Origin of the sequence: Acidisoma sp. S159, from assembly GCF_009766125.1 — a bacterium.
In the GTDB taxonomy this organism is placed as follows: Bacteria; Pseudomonadota; Alphaproteobacteria; order Acetobacterales; family Acetobacteraceae; genus Acidisoma.
Window position 1 is genome coordinate 183,651 of record NZ_LMUG01000043.1, and the last position, 16,346, is coordinate 199,996.

Genomic DNA, 16,346 nt, shown 5'->3' on the forward strand with positions numbered 1-16,346 from the left:
TGCGGCTGACGTTGAAACTGGAGGAGAGGTCGACTTCCCGTGAAGCCGGTCGCCACGCTGACAGCTATCGGCCCGGATTGCGCGCATAAGAAACGCCCGCGACACGTCTTTCTCGTCGTCCCTGAATTGACCCGTCTCCGCTTGATCGGAGGGTGGCTGGAGTGTCAGATGCAAGTGGCTCGCGTTTCCTCGAGCAGCCTAGAAGCCGCGAGCCGCCACGCCGTCCGAGGAGCCTGTTGATGGCTAAGACACGTTACTCGATCGTTCAGGTGCTGGCGCAGGCATTCCGCGGCCAGCGTGGCTGGGCGCCTGTCTGGCGTGACGCTGAGCCTAAGGCGCAATACGATGTCATCATCGTGGGCGGTGGGGGCCATGGGCTTGCGACCGCCTGGTATCTCGCCAGCCAGCACGGCATCACCAATGTCGCGGTCGTGGAAAAAGGCTATCTCGGCAGCGGCAATGTCGGCCGCAACACCACGATCATCCGTTCAAACTACCTGCTGCCGGGCAACGTTCCGTTCTACGAGCATTCCCTGAAACTTTGGGAAGGGCTTGAGCAGGACATCAATTACAACGCGATGGTTAGCCAGCGAGGTGTGCTCAACCTTTGCCACTCCGATGCTCAGCGCGATGCCTATGCACGGCGCGGCAATGCGATGCGCCTGCATGGGGTGGATGCGGAGTTGCTCGACCGTGACGCGGTCAGGCGGATGTATCCTTTCTTCGACTACGATAGCGCAAGATTCCCTATTGTAGGTGGCCTGCTGCAACCGCGTGGGGGCTCGGTGCGACACGATGCGGTGGCTTGGGGCTACGCCAGGGCGGCGGACCAGCGTGGTGTCGATCTTATCCAGAATTGCGAGGTCACCGGCATCCGGGTGGAAGGCGGTCGCGCCGTCGGAGTCGAGACAGGGCGCGGCTTCATCGGAGCGGGCAAAATCGGCCTGGCCTGCGCGGGCAATTCCTCCCGCGTCGCTGCTATGGCCGGGTTGCGATTGCCGATCGAGAGCCATGTTTTGCAGGCCTTCGTATCAGAAGGACTAAAACCCTTTTTCGACGGTGTGGTGACTTACGGGGCCGGGCACTTCTACGTCAGCCAGTCGGACAAAGGCGGCCTGGTCTTCGGTGGCGATATCGACGGCTATAATTCCTACGCGCAGCGCGGCAATCTTCCGGTCGTCGAAGATGTTTGCGAGAGCGGCATGGCTCTGATGCCCGGCATGGGCCGGCTGCGCGTGCTGCGACAATGGGGTGGCATTATGGATATGTCGATGGATGGTAGCCCCATCATCGATCGCACTCCCGTAGATGGCCTCTATCTCAATGCGGGCTGGTGCTATGGCGGCTTCAAGGCAACGCCAGCATCGGGCTGGTGCTTTGCGCATCTTATCGCGCGGGATGAGCCACACGAAGTCGCCAAGGCTCTTCGCTTAGATCGCTTCGCACAGGGGTATCCCATCGACGAACGAGGCGCCGGCGCTCAGCCGAACCTTCACTGAGGAGCGGAGCAATCATGCGGATCATCTGCCCCCTCTGCGGCGAGCGTGGCGCTGAGGAGTTTGTCTATCATGGCGACGCCACCGTGCGGCGCCCACACCCGGATAGCTCGGCCGAAACCTGGAATGCCTATGTCCATTTGCGGGACAATCCGGCCGGCCGACACAGCGAACTTTGGTATCATGCGGCGGGTTGCCACGCCTGGTTGGTGGTGGAGCGAGATGTGAGAACGCATGAGATATTCGCGGTAACTCTCGCGCAGGACGTCGCGCTGGCCCGCCGTCCGGTGACCGCGTGATGTCGACTGCCTCAGAAACATTTCCGCGCGAAATCGCGGCGCCTGCCGCCGCTGTCTCCACGAGACCGGCACAGCCGTTCCGGCTTGCCGAGGCAGCCGGAGTCGACAGGAAAAACCTGCTGGATTTCACCTTCGACGGACAGCGCTATAGTGGCCACTCCGGCGATACTTTGGCCTCCGCTTTGCTGGCCAGCGGCGTCCGGCTCGTCGGCCGTTCGTTCAAATATCACCGGCCACGCGGCATACTTTCCGCCGGTCCGGAAGAGCCCAATGCGATAGTCGAGCTGCGCGATGGCGCGCGGCGAGAGCCCAATACCCGCGCGACGGTCGCGGAACTGTTCCAGGGTTTGACTGCAACCAGCCAGAACCGCTGGCCGTCCTTGCGGTTCGACGTGATGGGCGTGAATCAGTTTGTGGCGCCGATTCTCGCGGCGGGCTTCTACTACAAAACCTTTATGTGGCCGGCATCCTTCTGGGAGAAGGTCTACGAGCCACTGATCCGCCGCGCGGCTGGCTTGGGTCGAGCCTCAGGCTCGCACGATCCGGATCACTATGAGAAGACCACTACTCATTGCGACGTGCTGGTGATCGGCGCCGGTCCCGCTGGTTTGATGGCGGCGCTGGCCGCGGTGCGGGCAGGGGCGCGCGTGGTATTGTGCGAGGAGGATTTCCTGCTCGGCGGCCGTCTCCTCTCTGAGCGTCGCATGATCGGCAACCGCTCCGCTCTCGAGTGGCTGCGCGAGGCCGAGGCGGAACTGCGAGCCGCCCCGGAGTGCCGCATTCTGCGACGAACCAGCGTCTTCGGCGTATTCGACGGCGCCTACGGCGCGGTGGAACGCGTCGGCGACCATCTGCCTGTTCCGCCGATGTTCCAGCCGCGCCAGCGCCTTTGGCGCATTATCGCCAAGCGGCATGTGCTGTGTGCCGGTTCCCTTGAGAGACCGCTGGTCTTCGGAGACAACGACCGTCCCGGCGTGATGCTGGCGGGCGCCGTTCGCACCTACGTCAACCGCTTCGGCGTGGCGCCGGGCCGGCGGGCCGTCGTCTTCGCCAATAATGACGATGCTGCGCGCACAGTCGCCGATCTCGCCGCCGCAGGTGTCGCGGTGGCGGCGCTGGTGGATGCGAGAGCCGAGGTAACGCCCGAGATAAGCCGCATAGCCGAAGCAGCGGGCGCAAAACTACTTGCTGGAGCTCGGATCACCGAAACACGCGGCCGACTGGCGTTACGGGGTGCGGTGGTTACCGATGCGGCGGGGACGCGCCACAACTTCGATTGCGATCTGCTCGCCATGTCGGGCGGCTGGAGCCCGACGGTGCATCTCACCTCGCACCACGGCGGAAAGCCGGTCTGGAGCGAAGCCAAGGCCGCCTTCCTGCCGCCGTCGCACCTGCCGCCCGGCATGGCGGTGGCTGGCGCAGCGACGGGTGACCCGCTGCTTGCCGACTGCCTCGCCTCCGGCGCGCAGGCCGGGGCGGAGGCGGCGCGGCTGGCTGGTTTCCAGACGAGCCTTCCAGCCATTCCCGAGACGGATGGCGAAAGCGCAGAGTTGCAGCCGCTGTGGCGGGTGCGGGGCGGAAAGGGCAAGGCCTTCGTCGATTTCCAGAACGATGTGGCCGCGAGCGATGTCGCCCTGGCGCAGCGCGAGGGCTTCCGGGCGGTTGAGCACCTCAAGCGCTACACCACGCTCGGCATGGCGACCGATCAGGGCAAGACCTCAAACGTCAACGGCCTGGCTCTGATGGCGGAGTTTAACGAGCGGACCATCGCCCAAACCGGCACCACCACCTTCCGGCCACCTTATACTCCAGTCTCCGTCGGCGTACTGGCAGGTCGGCACCGAGGCCACGAGTTCAGGCCGACACGCCTCACGCCAACGCATGATTGGGCGACGGAGCAAGGCGCTGTCTTCGTGGAGACCGGACCGTGGCTGCGCGCGCAATATTTCCCGCGTCCCGGAGAGGCGGATTGGCTGGTGACCGCAACGCGCGAGGCCCGCGCCGTACGTGAGGCAGTAGGGCTCTGCGACGTGAGCACGCTGGGGAAGATCGACATTCAAGGTCCGGATGCCGCGGTGCTGCTGGACCGCGTTTACGCCAACAACTTCGCGTCCTTGCCGATTGGTCGCGTGCGCTATGGCGTAATGCTGCGTGAAGATGGGTTCGTGATGGATGACGGCACGACCGCTCGCCTGGCCGGCGACCGGTTCCTCATGACCACGACGACGGCTAATGCCGTGAGCGTTTCACGGCACCTCGATTTCTGCAGCCAGTGGTTATGGCCTGAATTGGACGTGCAGATGATTTCGGTCACCGAGCAATGGGCGCAAATCGCGGTGGCGGGGCCGCGGTCGCGTGCGGTGATCGAAGGTGTCGTGGATGCGGGCTTCGACATCTCCAATGCCGCTTTCCCTTACATGAGCTGTGCCGAGCTGACGATCTGCGGCGGTCTCAAGGCGCGTCTCTTCCGCATCTCATTCTCCGGTGAACTGGCCTACGAACTCGCGGTGCCGGCTCGTTATGGTGATGCCCTGATGCGCCGCCTGATGGAGATCGGAAAACCGCTCGGCGTCACACCCTATGGCATCGAGGCGCTAGGCGTGTTGCGCGTTGAGAAGGGACATCCGGCCGGCAATGAGCTGAGCGGCCAAACCACCGCCGCGGATATTGGCCTCGGCCGCATGATGTCAAAGACGAAGGATTTCATCGGCAAGGCCATGGCGCAGCGCGCTGGGCTCACGGCCACCGATCGGCCGGTGCTGGTCGGCATTCGTCCTTGGGACCGCGCCGCGCGACTTCGAGCGGGGGCGCATTTTCTCGCCAGGAACGTGGAGAATCTTGCTGCCAATGACGAGGGCTATGTGACCTCCGTGGCCTATTCCCCCGCTCTTGGTCATTGGATCGGCCTTGGCCTGTTGCAGCGCGGGACTGAGCGTCTTGGCGAAGTCGTCCGGGCTTATGACCCTGTGCGAGGCGGCGATCTGGAAGTTGAGATTGTGTCCCCAGTCCTTGTTGATCCAACGGGAGACCGCCTCCGTGGTTGAAATCGGCCTTCTGTCCCGCTCGCCTTTGGCGGCTGTCCTTCAGCCCGGGCACTACGGCCAACCCGGCCAGGATGGCCTTGTCGTGCAGGAACGAACCGGGTTGCACATTGTCAACCTCGCCGCGAGACGCGGACAGGGGGGCGCTCTCGCGGTCGCGGTGCAGAGGTCCTGGGGCCTCGAACTGCCGACGACCCCACGACGCGCCGGGGACGGGCGGCTTGCCTTCCTCTGGTCGGGCGGTGCCCAATGGCTCGCCATCGCCGAGGGCACGGGCGACCTGGAATTGAGCCTCAAGGATCGTCTCGGTAGCCTCGCCTCGCTGACCGACCAGAGTGACGGCCGGTCGGTTCTGCGCCTAAGCGGTTCACGCACTCGCGAAACCCTCGCCAAGGGCTTGGCGATCGACCTCCATCCGCGCGCCTTCACTCCGGGGGACACCGCGCTCACCTTGGCCGGCCATATCGGTGTGCAGATCTGGCAACTGGACGACACGCCAAGCTATGAGATCGCCGTCGCACGCGGCTACGCGGGCTCGCTCATCGGCTGGCTGCTTCCCGCCGGCGAAGAGTTTGGGATCACGGTGTTGCCTCCTGGGTGAGGGCAGCCCGGCGTGACAGGCTTTGCGCGGCGTGGTCTATCGATCCGTGGCGCGACGCTGAGGAAATATGGCTTCCACCCAATCGTCCTCCCTGAACGAGCCGGTGCCGGACGGCAATCTGCCGACTGGTTCGTCGGCCGCGCCGGTGCGGGAGATGACGCTCGAGGAATCGCTCGGGGCGCAAATCCGTCTGCTGCGCCGCCGTGCCGATCTGACGGGTGCTGAACTCGCGACCTCGGCCGGAATCTCGCTGGGCATGCTGTCCAAGATCGAGAACGGCCAAATCTCCCCGTCGCTCGCCACGCTCCAGGCGGTGTGCGGCGCTTTGAACGTGCCCTTGAGCCACCTCTTCTCGACCTTTGAGGAGCGGCGGGACAGTTCTCTCGTCAAGAAGGGGCAGGGCGTGGTCATCGAGCGCCGCGGCACCAAGGCTGGGCACGAATACCAGCTTCTGGGGCACGTGCTGGGTGGCCCGGTCGTCATGGAGCCGTATCTGATCACCCTCCATGAGGAGGCGCGGCCCTATTCGAGCTTCCGCCATGAGGGGATCGAACTGATCTATATGCTGTCGGGGAAGGTGAGATATCGCCACGGCGACCGGAGTTACGATCTGTCCGCCGGCGATACGCTGCTCTTCGACAGCGCGGCGCCGCATGGCCCAGAGGAACTCACGGACAAGCCGATGACCTATCTCTCGATCATCGTCTACCCGCGCCGGCTAGACTGACCCGCTTTCCTGTTGAGAAAGATTTATTCGTGACGGTTGACCTGGGCTGGGCGCGCTCGTAGCCTAATTTCACGGTTAGTCGCCAGGTTGGGGCATAGCGATGTGCGGCATTGTTGGTCTGTTCCTAAAAAACCCGGCGCTGGAGCCTCAGCTTGGCCGGAGGATGACCGAGATGCTGAGGGTCATGAGCGACCGCGGCCCTGACAGCACAGGCTTCGCCCTCTATGGAAGCCCAGTCGCGGAGCGCGTGAAGATGACGCTGCGCGGCCATCGCGATACTGATTTCTCGGCACTAGCGAGCGCGCTCAGCCAGAGGCTCGACACCGCGGTCTCGGTCACCTGTCATGACGATCATGCCGTCCTGTCGGTGCCTTCCCTGGCAGTTGAGGAAGCCAGGAGCGCGCTCGCTGCCCTGTCTTCCGAGGTGAAGGTGGTGGCAACGGGCAGCACGATGGAACTCTACAAGGGTGTCGGGTTGCCTGAGGACGTCACGGACCGCTTGGGTTTGACAGCCATGGGCGGCACTCACGCGATCGGCCATACGCGGATGGCGACCGAGTCCGCGGTGACAATCGCGGGGGCTCATCCCTTTTCGACGGGCGCGGATCAGTGCCTTGTCCACAACGGCTCGCTATCGAACCACAACGCCATTCGCCGCATTCTGAAAGCCGATGGGCAGGTCTTCGAGACCGAGAACGATACGGAGGTCGCGGCGGGCTATCTCTCTTGGAGGCTCGCGCAGGGCGCACGGCTCGATGAGGCGCTCACGGCCGCGCTGTCCGATCTCGACGGCTTCTACACTTTCGTGGTCGGCACCAAGTCGGGCTTCGGCGTGCTGCGCGATCCCATAGCTTGCAAGCCGGCGGTGATGGCCGAAACCGACGACTATGTGGCCTTCGGTTCCGAATACCGCGCCCTGGTCGATTTGCCTGGCATCGAAGATGCGCGAATCTTCGAGCCCGAACCACAGAAGGTCTATTTCTGGGAGCGTCAGGCTTGAATGCCATGCCGCATTCCGAGACCGTCGACCTTGCGAGCGTGCCTCTGCGGGAGCTGCACGAACAACTGCATGGGCTGCCCGCCGACACTCACCGCACGTCCTGGCAGATCCTCAATCCGCGTGGCCGGCACGCTGTCGCGGTCGGGCTCGACGCGCCGATACGCGTGAGAGTCAGGGGACATGTTGGCTACTACGCGGCCGGTATGAACCAGAAGGCCATTGTCACCATCGATGGAAATGCGGGTCCAGGTGTCGCCGAGAACATGATGAGCGGCGAGGTGCGTGTCCTTGGCAATGCCAGCATGGCGGCTGGTGCCACCGGTCGCGGCGGCCTGCTGGTGGTCCGGGGTGACGCCGGTGCACGCTGCGGCATTTCGATGAAAGGCATCGATATCGTCGTGCGTGGTTCCGTGGGTCACATGAGCGCTTTCATGGGCCAGACGGGCAATCTGGTTGTCTGCGGCGACGCGGGAGAAGCTCTCGGGGACAGTTTGTACGAGGCTCGGCTGTTCGTTCGCGGAGCGGTGAAAAGCCTCGGTGCCGATTGCGAGCGCAAGGAAATGAATGAGGCGGACCGCGCTACGCTTGCGGCCCTGCTCCTGCGCGCTGAACTCTCCGAGTTCGACGTCCGAGACTTCGCACTCTACGGGTCGGCACGCAGCCTCTATCACTTCCATGTCGACAATGTGAGTTCGTATTGAGGCCCATGACCGCACCTTCAAAACCGGGACCGCAGACATTGCCGCGCCAGTCGGCGACTTTCGACCGGCATACGATCGCCGAGATCAACCGTGCCGCCGCCACCGGAATCTACGATATCCGTGGCGGTGGAGCGAAACGCAAGCTTCCGCATTTCGACGATCTGCTGTTTCTCGGCGCCTCCATCTCGCGCTATCCGCTGGAGGGGTATCGCGAACGTTGCGACACCAAGGTCACGCTCGGAGGTCGGTTCGCGAAAAAGCCGATCGAGCTCAAGATTCCCGTGACGATCGCCGGGATGTCCTTCGGCGCTTTGTCGGGTCAGGCAAAGGAGGCGCTAGGACGTGGCGCCACGCTCGCCGGAACATCGACGACGACCGGCGATGGTGGCATGACGGAGGAGGAGCGCGGCCATTCGGCGACATTGATCTACCAGTACCTTCCATCGCGCTACGGGATGAACCCGAATGACTTGCGTCGTGCTGACGCGATCGAAATCGTGATCGGCCAGGGTGCTAAGCCAGGCGGCGGTGGCATGTTGCTCGGACAGAAGATTTCCGAGCGCGTGGCGAAGATGCGTGATCTGCCCGAGGGGATCGACCAGCGCTCCGCCTGTCGTCATCCGGATTGGACAGGCCCCGATGACCTTGAGATCAAGATCGAGGAGCTGCGCGAGATTACCGGATGGCAAAAGCCGATCTTTGTGAAGGTGGGCGCCAGCCGGCCTTATTACGATATCGCGCTGGCGGTGAAGGCTGGCGCCGATGTGGTTGTGCTGGACGGCATGCAGGGCGGCACCGCCGCGACGCAGGATGTGTTCATCGAAAATGTTGGTTTGCCGATCCTCGCGGCGATCCGCCCGGCGGTGCAGGCTTTGCAGGATCTCGGGATGCATCGGAAGGTCCAGCTGATCGTTTCGGGCGGAATTCGCAGCGGCGCCGATATGGCGAAGGCCCTCGCGATGGGCGCTGACGCGGTGGCAATCGGAACGGCGGCGCTGATTGCTCTCGGTGACAACAACCCGGCTTGGGAAGAAGAATATCAGAAGCTTGGCACGACCTCCGGTGCTTATGATGACTGGCATGAGGGCCGCGACCCGGCCGGCATCACCACTCAGGATCCGGCGCTCGCCGCGCGGCTCGATCCGATTGTTGGTGGCAGGCGGCTCGCAAATTTCCTTTCCGTGATGACGCTGGAGGCACAGGCGATCGCGCGGGCCTGCGGGAAAAGCCACCTTCATAATCTGGAGCCAGAGGACTTGGTCGCATTGACCATGGAGGCCGCCGCAATGGCGCGCATCCCCCTGGCGGGGACCGATTGGTATCCTGGAAAAGCTGGTTTCTGACGCCTCACTTACCCCGCCCTGCGTAGCCTCGCCGCGGCATCATCCCAACCTTTCGGAGACAGAACATTGATGGCCGAGGAACTCCGATTGAAGGAAGAACAGCTCGCGGTGCTGGCTGAAGCGCATGGTGTTCGCTATTTCCTGATCTCCTTCACGGATCTTCTCGGCCATCAGCGTGCCAAACTGGTGCCGGCCTCCGCGATTGCCGGCATGCAGAAGAACGGCGCAGGCTTCGCGGGTTTCGCCGCGGCCTTCGACATGTCGCCCGCAGATCCCGATCTGATCGCTATGCCAGATCCAGCAAGCTTCGTGCGGCTGCCTTGGAAACCGGAGGTGGGCTGGGTCGCTTCTGATCTTTACATGCGTGGCGAGCTGATCCAACAGGGACCACGGAACGCGCTCAGGCGCGTGATTGCCCAGGCGGCGCAGCTTGGCTACACCGTGAAAAGCGGCGTCGAATGCGAGTTCTTTCTCGTGACACCGGATGCGCAGGCCATCGCCGACGGGGCCGACACGGCGGCTAAACCCTGCTACGACGCTTCCGCCCTCATGCGCCGCTATGATGTCATCGCCGAAATCTGCGACGCGATGGCGGATCTGGGATGGGAGCCGTATCAGAACGATCATGAGGATGCGAACGGGCAGTTCGAAATGAACTGGCTGTTCGACGAGGCTCTGGTCACAGCCGACCGCCATGTCTTCTTCAAGTTTCTTGCCCGCTCGATCGCCGAGAAACATGGGCTGCGCGCCACTTTCATGCCCAAGCCATTCCTGCATCTCACCGGCAGCGGCTGCCACGCGCATGTGTCGCTTTGGCAAGGCGAGCGAAATATCTCCAGCGAAGATAGCGATCCACTGGGTCTTTCTCCGATCGGCTACCACGTCGTGGGCGGCCTGGTTCACAACGCGGAGGCGTTATGCGCGCTTCTTAATCCGACCGTGAACTCCTACAAACGGATCAATGCGCCGCGCACGATATCGGGCGCTACCTGGTCCCCCAACACCGTGACCTTCGGTGGCGACAACCGCACGCATATGATCCGCGTCCCAGGCGGCGGGCGGTTCGAGATGCGGCTACCGGACGGGGCGGCAAATCCGTATTTACTGCAAGCGGGTATCATCGCGGCGGCAATCGACGGCATCGAGGAGAAGCGAGATCCAGGCACACCGCTCGACATCGACATGTATGCGCAGGGCCACGCGCACAAGGACGTCAAACGCCTGCCGCTCAACCTGCTCGACGCTCTGCGTGCGCTCGAAATCTCAGCGCCACTGCGCAAGCGGCTGGGGGGCGGGCTTGTCGAGCCCTATCTCAAACTGAAGCATGCTGAGTGGGATAGTTATTGCGGCCACCTTACAGAGTGGGAGCGGCAAACCACCCTTGACTGCTGAGCCACCGGGCACACTGCTGATCATAGTCAGGACTTTGTTGCAGAGCGGAAAATTCCGTCCCGTCCCCACTCCAATCTAGCGGCATTCCCGCTCCACGACGACATCGATTCAGCGAAAGTTGAGTGTGATAATCTATTACTGAGCCGCGCCCCAGACATCGTCATGGCACGCGGGGGCAGTTGGGGCATGCCGTGCCATCCACGCCTCGCATTCGTCACGCGAGCAGAGACGTGGATGCTCGGCCTTCCGAGCATAACCTGGTGGAATGAGCACGGTTCATACAAAAGACAACCCACGCTACATCGTCTGAACCAGTAGACATCATGTCGCTTGGTCAATGCCATTTTGCCAGATCACATCACGAAAATCACCGCTCGCAGGAGCAAAACTGCGCTCCACGGCACAACAATTGCAAATAGCTTTCTGGTGATGACCCAGACCTGGGCGCGCTCGATGACAAGTGGAAGCCGTTACATCCCATAGCAAGCACGGAGCGTCAAAATGCCAGAGTTGAGAACGGATAGTTTGAGTTTTCTCGAGGCAATCGGCCAATCTGTGGCGAATGTCTCGCCAACCCTTACGCCTGCCATTGCGGTTGCCGTCGTGGCCGCGACCGCTGGAACGGCGTCATGGCTGGTCTATGTTCTTGCGACGATCGCGCTCGTGGTGGTTGGCTATAATATCGGCAAACTCGCGGGCAAGATTTCGGCAGCAGGGTCCTTTTTCATCTACGTGTCACGTGGTCTTGGCCCGACGACGGGAATGCTCGCCGGATGGGCCATGCTGGCGGCCTATGTCTTCACCGCGATGGCATTGACGGCGGCGACTGCTCTGTTCCTGCAGTCCTTGATTACCGCCTTCGGCTTCCCCGGCATCGTGCCGAGCTACATTCTCTACTTTGTGATCAGCGCTCTGGTCTATGTCTTCGCAATCCGCGACATCCGCTTCTCCTCAAGGCTGGGTCTTGGCCTTGAGGTCGTTTCTGTTGCGATCATCGCGGTAGTTTGCTTCCTTTCGTGGAAGCATCATGGCTTTGCCCTCGACGTGAAACAGGCCCGCCTGCAGGGTGCCAGCTTCGGAGCTGTCGCTCAGTCGATCGTCTTCGGCATCTTCTCCTATGTAGGCTTCGAAAGCGCCGCCACTCTCGGCAAAGAGACTCGCAATCCAAAAAAGGTGATACCGCGAGCGGTCATACTGACGCCAATTCTGGCCGGCACGGTCTTCATTGTGACCACTTATCTCATCGTTCAAGGCTTCAACGACGATACCGCCAAGCTCGGGGCGAGCACCGGACCGCTGTCGGAGATTGTGGGTAAGAGCGCCGCGCTGACGATCCTGGTCTATATCGGTGCAATGGTGAGCTGCTTTGCCTGCGCTTTGGCCTCTATCAACTCGTTCTCGCGCATACTGTTCTCACTCGGACGCTATCAATTTGTGCACCACACGATGGGAATTGTGCATGAACGACACAGGACTCCGCATGTTGCCGTAACAATCGGCGTAGTGATCAACTTCGTCGCCTGCGCCGCGTTCTACAAGCATTCAGAGACGGATCTGCTCGGCTGGTTCGGCACGGTCGCGAGCTTCGGCTTTATCGTGGTCTATCTGATGTGCTCGATTGCGGCTCCAGTGCTTCTGCGCAAGACCGGGGACGGCACGCCAATGGTCTACGTGATGGGGGGCATCGGCAGCATATTGATGGTCTTGTCTCTGGTCGGCAGCGTCTATCCCGTGCCGGCGGCTCCCTATGACTACCTGCCCTATGGCTTCGCGGCCTATATGCTCGTGGGAGGAATTTGGTTCGTCATGCTAAAGAATCGTAGCCCGCAAGTTCTTCTCGGGATCGAGCACGATCTCGAAGGCGTTATGCTCGGCGCCAAATAGGGCCTAGCGGTATCGTGAGAGGCGACCTGTCGGGGACCGGCTTTGAAGGCTCGGCGGCCCTGGCAGCGGCTCGCTACCCCGACCTCACTCAGGAGACGCCGGACGCTATCCATCCGCCTCTGTTTTCGAATATCCTCCGCTGGACGGAAACAGGAACCCGCCGGGATCGGGCGTTGACGCATGGCCGCAACAATCCGGCACGGGTGACGACAGGGAGAGACGACATGGGCGAGTTTGGCTTTAAGGGAAACGGTCACTCTTTCGGGCGGCCGGCATCGCTCCCGCTCGGTGTGTTGCAAGACACCCGCTATCCGGACCCTCGGGTCGAGTCGCTGGACCCCCGGTTCAAAGCCCGCCAGGGAAACGCAGGCATCGAGCGGATCGCGACAGGCTTCCGCTGGGCGGAGGGCCCGGTCTACTTCCCCGCCGGCGGTTATCTGCTGTGGAGCGACATCCCGAACAATCGAATCATGCGTTGGCTGGAAGACGATGGTCATGTCAGCGTGTTCCGCACGGATAGCCACTATGCGAATGGCAATACGCGCGATCGCGAAGGACGGCTCGTCACCTGCGAGCATGACTCGCGCCGTGTTACCCGCACGGAGGCGGATGGCCGGATTACCGTTCTGATGGATCGCCACCTTGGGAAACGCCTCAACTCACCAAATGATGTGGTCGTCGCATCCGATGGCGCGATCTGGTTCACGGATCCAGGTTACGGCATAGACGGGCCTTACGAGGGTCATACCGCAGAGGCAGAGCTGCCGAGGCAGGTCTATCGCCTCGATCCCGTACGGGGCGAGGCAACGGTTGTCGCGGATGATTTCACCCGCCCGAATGGCCTGGCCTTCTCGCCGGATGAGTCTCGCTTGTATATCGTGGATAGCGGGCTCACCCATGGCGGACCGGCGCATATTCGCGTTTTTGACGTGAAGGGCGGCAAGCTCAGCGGTGGCCGAGTGTTCGCGGATGGCTTCGCTCCGGGCCTCACGGATGGGCTGCGGACGGATGCGGATGGGAACGTCTGGTGCAGCATGGGATGGGCGGACCCGGCTGAGGACGGCGTCCGTTGCTACGCGCCGGATGGTGATCTCATCGGAAAGGTACACCTGCCCGAAACCTGCGCCAATCTGTGCTTCGGCGGCAGGCGAGGACACCGGCTGTTCATGGCGGCCAGCAGCTCGGTCTATGCGCTCTATCTGAACATGACCGGGGCCTCTCGGCCGGGTTGACTGTGCGGGTCTATGGCCCGATGCCTGCGGATCGACCCAGATCCGGTCGGCGGATCGGTCAGTAATGCTTTGACGTGAGGTGCCAGGTTGCTCCCTCATGAGGTCGGGGAGGAAAATACGGATGTTTCAGCAATATCTTACGCCGATAGCGGGAAGTCTGGGCCTTTCGTTCATCGTAGCGGCCCTGCCGATCCTGACCGTGCTCGTTCTTCTCGGGGGGCTGCGTCGCCCTGGGTGGGAGGCGGCGCTGGCCGGGCTTGTGGTTGGTATCCTGGTCGCGGTTCTGGGCTGGCATGTGCCCGTCGGCATCACCCTCGACTCGGCCGTCGCGGGCGTGGTTTTCGCGCTTTGGCCGATCATGTGGATCGTCGTCGCCGCGCTGACCATTTACAATATCGCCGTCGTCTCGGGACGCTTCGACGCCTTCAGGGATTGGGTGCTGGAGCATATGCCCGACGACAAGCGGGTTGTGCTTATTATACTTGGCTTCTGCTTCGGCGCTTTGCTGGAGGGCATCGCCGGATTCGGTACGCCGGTCGCCATTATCTCGTCGCTGCTCATTATGATTGGCTGGGCGCCAATTGAGGCGCTGACCTTCACGCTCATTTTCGACACCGCTCCAGTGGCCTTTGGCGCGCTCGGCGTTCCCGTCACCGTTCTCGGCTCCGTCACGCATCTATCGGATGTGTCGCTAGGGGCAATGGTGGGGCGGCAGTTGCCATTCTTCGCCTTCCTCTTGCCGTTCTATGTGATGTTCGTCTTCGGAGGCTTGCGGTCCGTTCGGGCATTGCTGCCACTGCTTTTCGTCGCCGGTGGCAGCTTCGCGCTGACGCAGTTCTTCACATCGAACTACCTCGACTATCGTCTGACCGATGTGCTCGCCTCTCTCGTCTCGCTGATCGTCTCGATCGGCTTCCTGAAAATATGGTCGCCGGCGCCTGATGCGCGGTTCGCGATGAAACATGTCGCGGCGGGGCAGGGGCGATTGTCGAAGGTTTCTGGTTGGCAAGGCTGGGTGCCTTGGCTATTGGTCTCCGCGGTCGTCATTATCTGGACCACCCTGAAGATCTTCCTGATTGGCGAGCAGAAACTCCCCTGGCCCGGGCTGCATAATGCGGTTTTCATTACCCTCTATAATAAGCCCTATGCCGCGATTTGGGATTTTCAACCGTTCGCGACGGGAACCGCGATTTTCGTCTCGGCTATCGCCACGGCGCTGCTGCTTGGTGTCAGCGTAACCGAATTCTTTCGCTGCTTCGGCCGTACCTTCATTCAGCTCCGGCTGGCGATCCTTACCGTCGCCTTCATCATCGCGCTTGCTTATGTGATGAATTATGGCGGGATGACATATACACTTGGTAAAGCGGTCGCATCCCTGGGTGGCCTGCTATTTCCGGTTGCCTCTGCCTTCCTCGGCTGGGTCGCTGTGTTCCTCTCGGGCTCCGACACCTCGGGCAATGCGCTGTTCGGGAATTTGCAGGTCGTGGCGGCGAATCAACTCAAGCTCAACCCCATCCTTTTTGCCGCAACGAACTCGTCCGGCGGCGTGATGGGTAAGATGATCTCACCGCAGAATATCGCAACCGGTGTCTCCGTCACCGAACTCGTTGGACAGGAGGGCAATGTTTTTCGGCGAACCTTCAAGCATAGTGTCTTTCTCACTTTGCTGGTCGGCCTCCTCGCTCTTCTCCAGCAATATGTTGTCCCTTGGATGATCCCACACTGAGAGGAAATGTCCGGGGTCACATGATAAGCCGTGACCCTGGCGCGTGCGCCTGATGCTGGGCGCGAAAGGACGGCAACTCGCGTCGTATCAAAGAACCGCCAGCACCCCGCCATCCACGTAAATCACCTGACCGTTCACGAAGCTCGAAGCGGCCGAGGCCAAAAACACCGCGGCCCCTTTGAGCTCCTCGACGCGCCCCCAGCGGCCTGATGGTGTCCTCTTGCGCAGCCACGCATCGAATACCGGATCGTCGCGCAGCTTGCTGTTCAGCTCAGTTTCGAAGTAGCCCGGGCCGATCGCGTTGATCTGCAGCCCATGCTGCGCCCAATCCGCACACATCCCGCGCGTCAGCATCTTCACCGCACCCTTCGACGCCGTGTACGGCGCGATTGTCGGACGGGCCGCCTCACTCTGCAGGCTCGCAATGTTGATGATCTTACCCTGGCCTCTGGGAATCATCCTGCGTGCGACGGCTTGACCCACGAAGAACACGCTATCGAGGTTCGTCCGCATCACCTCCCGCCAAGTCTCAACAGAGAACTCGTCGAGGGGTTGGCGCCGCTGGATACCGGCATTGTTGACGAGGATATCGATCGGCCCAACCTCAGCCTCGATCCGGGCAATTCCGGCTTCAACCGCTGTCGGATCCGTGACATCGAAGGCACCGAGCCCGTTGTCGGCCGGAAGAGCTTGCGCGCCGAGCGCGTGGGCTGCCGCGGACAGCCGGCTTGCGTCTCGGCCATTCAGCACGACCCGCGCGCCCGCCTCCGCCAAACCTTCGGCGATCGCGAAGCCGATCCCCTGGCTCGAACCCGTGATCACCGCAAGACGCCCATCGAGATTGAAGAGATCCGATCGCTTTACCCCACCTGTTCGCACCACCACCCCCACCACAAAAAACTTC

Annotated in this window: 13 protein-coding genes; 12 read left to right on the top strand and 1 reads right to left on the bottom strand. The window is 62.1% G+C overall.

The window, feature by feature from the left end; all coding sequences use genetic code 11:
- Positions 1–239 precede the first annotated feature (239 nt).
- From GSQ92_RS12735 to GSQ92_RS12790, 12 genes are all read left to right on the top strand, one after another.
- Positions 240–1,499 carry a sarcosine oxidase subunit beta family protein gene (locus GSQ92_RS12735; RefSeq protein ID WP_158805418.1) on the top strand — a complete coding sequence of 420 codons (1,260 nt, stop codon included), beginning with the start codon at positions 240–242 and terminating at the stop codon, positions 1,497–1,499.
- Between the two features lie 14 nt (positions 1,500–1,513).
- Complete coding sequence (locus GSQ92_RS12740; RefSeq protein WP_158805419.1) at positions 1,514–1,795, top strand: sarcosine oxidase subunit delta; 282 nt, start codon at positions 1,514–1,516, stop codon at positions 1,793–1,795.
- A complete protein-coding gene (locus GSQ92_RS12745; RefSeq protein WP_158805420.1) occupies positions 1,795–4,839 on the top strand; it encodes a sarcosine oxidase subunit alpha family protein in 3,045 nt (1,014 codons plus the stop codon). Before GSQ92_RS12740 ends, GSQ92_RS12745 begins: the two co-directional genes overlap by 1 nt.
- A complete protein-coding gene (locus tag GSQ92_RS12750; protein WP_216850546.1) occupies positions 4,832–5,437 on the top strand; it encodes a sarcosine oxidase subunit gamma in 606 nt (201 codons plus the stop codon). The genes GSQ92_RS12745 and GSQ92_RS12750 overlap by 8 nt, the downstream gene beginning before the upstream one ends.
- Positions 5,438–5,504: 67 nt before the next feature.
- Positions 5,505–6,164 carry an XRE family transcriptional regulator gene (locus GSQ92_RS12755; RefSeq protein ID WP_159013519.1) on the top strand — a complete coding sequence of 220 codons (660 nt, stop codon included), beginning with the start codon at positions 5,505–5,507 and terminating at the stop codon, positions 6,162–6,164.
- A gap of 100 nt (positions 6,165–6,264) precedes the next feature.
- Complete coding sequence (locus GSQ92_RS12760) at positions 6,265–7,164, top strand: glutamine amidotransferase family protein (protein WP_159013520.1); 900 nt, start codon at positions 6,265–6,267, stop codon at positions 7,162–7,164.
- A 5-nt stretch (positions 7,165–7,169) separates the two neighbouring features.
- Positions 7,170–7,865: a protein glxC gene (locus tag GSQ92_RS12765; RefSeq protein ID WP_159013521.1), complete on the top strand. Its 696-nt coding sequence runs from the start codon at positions 7,170–7,172 to the stop codon at positions 7,863–7,865.
- A 5-nt stretch (positions 7,866–7,870) separates the two neighbouring features.
- Positions 7,871–9,208 carry an FMN-binding glutamate synthase family protein gene (locus GSQ92_RS12770; RefSeq protein ID WP_159013522.1) on the top strand — a complete coding sequence of 446 codons (1,338 nt, stop codon included), beginning with the start codon at positions 7,871–7,873 and terminating at the stop codon, positions 9,206–9,208.
- Between the two features lie 87 nt (positions 9,209–9,295).
- On the top strand, positions 9,296–10,600 hold the full coding sequence (gene glnT / locus GSQ92_RS12775; protein WP_371418555.1) for a type III glutamate--ammonia ligase: 1,305 nt from the start codon (positions 9,296–9,298) through the stop codon (positions 10,598–10,600).
- A 501-nt stretch (positions 10,601–11,101) separates the two neighbouring features.
- Positions 11,102–12,484 carry an APC family permease gene (locus GSQ92_RS12780; protein WP_158805427.1) on the top strand — a complete coding sequence of 461 codons (1,383 nt, stop codon included), beginning with the start codon at positions 11,102–11,104 and terminating at the stop codon, positions 12,482–12,484.
- Between the two features lie 14 nt (positions 12,485–12,498).
- Positions 12,499–13,716 (top strand): SMP-30/gluconolactonase/LRE family protein, encoded by a 1,218-nt coding sequence (locus GSQ92_RS12785; RefSeq protein WP_371418556.1) that lies wholly within the window; start codon positions 12,499–12,501, stop codon positions 13,714–13,716.
- Positions 13,717–13,837: 121 nt separating this feature from the next.
- Positions 13,838–15,442 (top strand): L-lactate permease, encoded by a 1,605-nt coding sequence (locus GSQ92_RS12790; protein WP_158805428.1) that lies wholly within the window; start codon positions 13,838–13,840, stop codon positions 15,440–15,442.
- Between the two features lie 87 nt (positions 15,443–15,529).
- Here the strand turns inward: GSQ92_RS12790 and GSQ92_RS12795 are convergent, their stop codons facing one another.
- Positions 15,530–16,336 (bottom strand): SDR family oxidoreductase, encoded by an 807-nt coding sequence (locus GSQ92_RS12795; RefSeq protein WP_254065878.1) that lies wholly within the window; start codon positions 16,334–16,336, stop codon positions 15,530–15,532.
- Positions 16,337–16,346 lie beyond the last annotated feature (10 nt).

What these genes read in the sequence shown, in the direction of transcription:
- GSQ92_RS12735 (WP_158805418.1), top strand. Translation starts at nt 240, where the DNA reads ATGGCTAAGACACGTTACTCGATCGTTCAGGTGCTGGCGCAGGCATTC.
- GSQ92_RS12740 (WP_158805419.1), top strand. Translation starts at nt 1,514, where the DNA reads ATGCGGATCATCTGCCCCCTCTGCGGCGAGCGTGGCGCTGAGGAGTTT.
- GSQ92_RS12745 (WP_158805420.1), top strand. Translation starts at nt 1,795, where the DNA reads ATGTCGACTGCCTCAGAAACATTTCCGCGCGAAATCGCGGCGCCTGCC.
- GSQ92_RS12755 (WP_159013519.1), top strand. Translation starts at nt 5,505, where the DNA reads ATGGCTTCCACCCAATCGTCCTCCCTGAACGAGCCGGTGCCGGACGGC.
- GSQ92_RS12760 (WP_159013520.1), top strand. Translation starts at nt 6,265, where the DNA reads ATGTGCGGCATTGTTGGTCTGTTCCTAAAAAACCCGGCGCTGGAGCCT.
- GSQ92_RS12765 (WP_159013521.1), top strand. Translation starts at nt 7,170, where the DNA reads ATGCCGCATTCCGAGACCGTCGACCTTGCGAGCGTGCCTCTGCGGGAG.
- GSQ92_RS12770 (WP_159013522.1), top strand. Translation starts at nt 7,871, where the DNA reads ATGACCGCACCTTCAAAACCGGGACCGCAGACATTGCCGCGCCAGTCG.
- GSQ92_RS12780 (WP_158805427.1), top strand. Translation starts at nt 11,102, where the DNA reads ATGCCAGAGTTGAGAACGGATAGTTTGAGTTTTCTCGAGGCAATCGGC.
- GSQ92_RS12790 (WP_158805428.1), top strand. Translation starts at nt 13,838, where the DNA reads ATGTTTCAGCAATATCTTACGCCGATAGCGGGAAGTCTGGGCCTTTCG.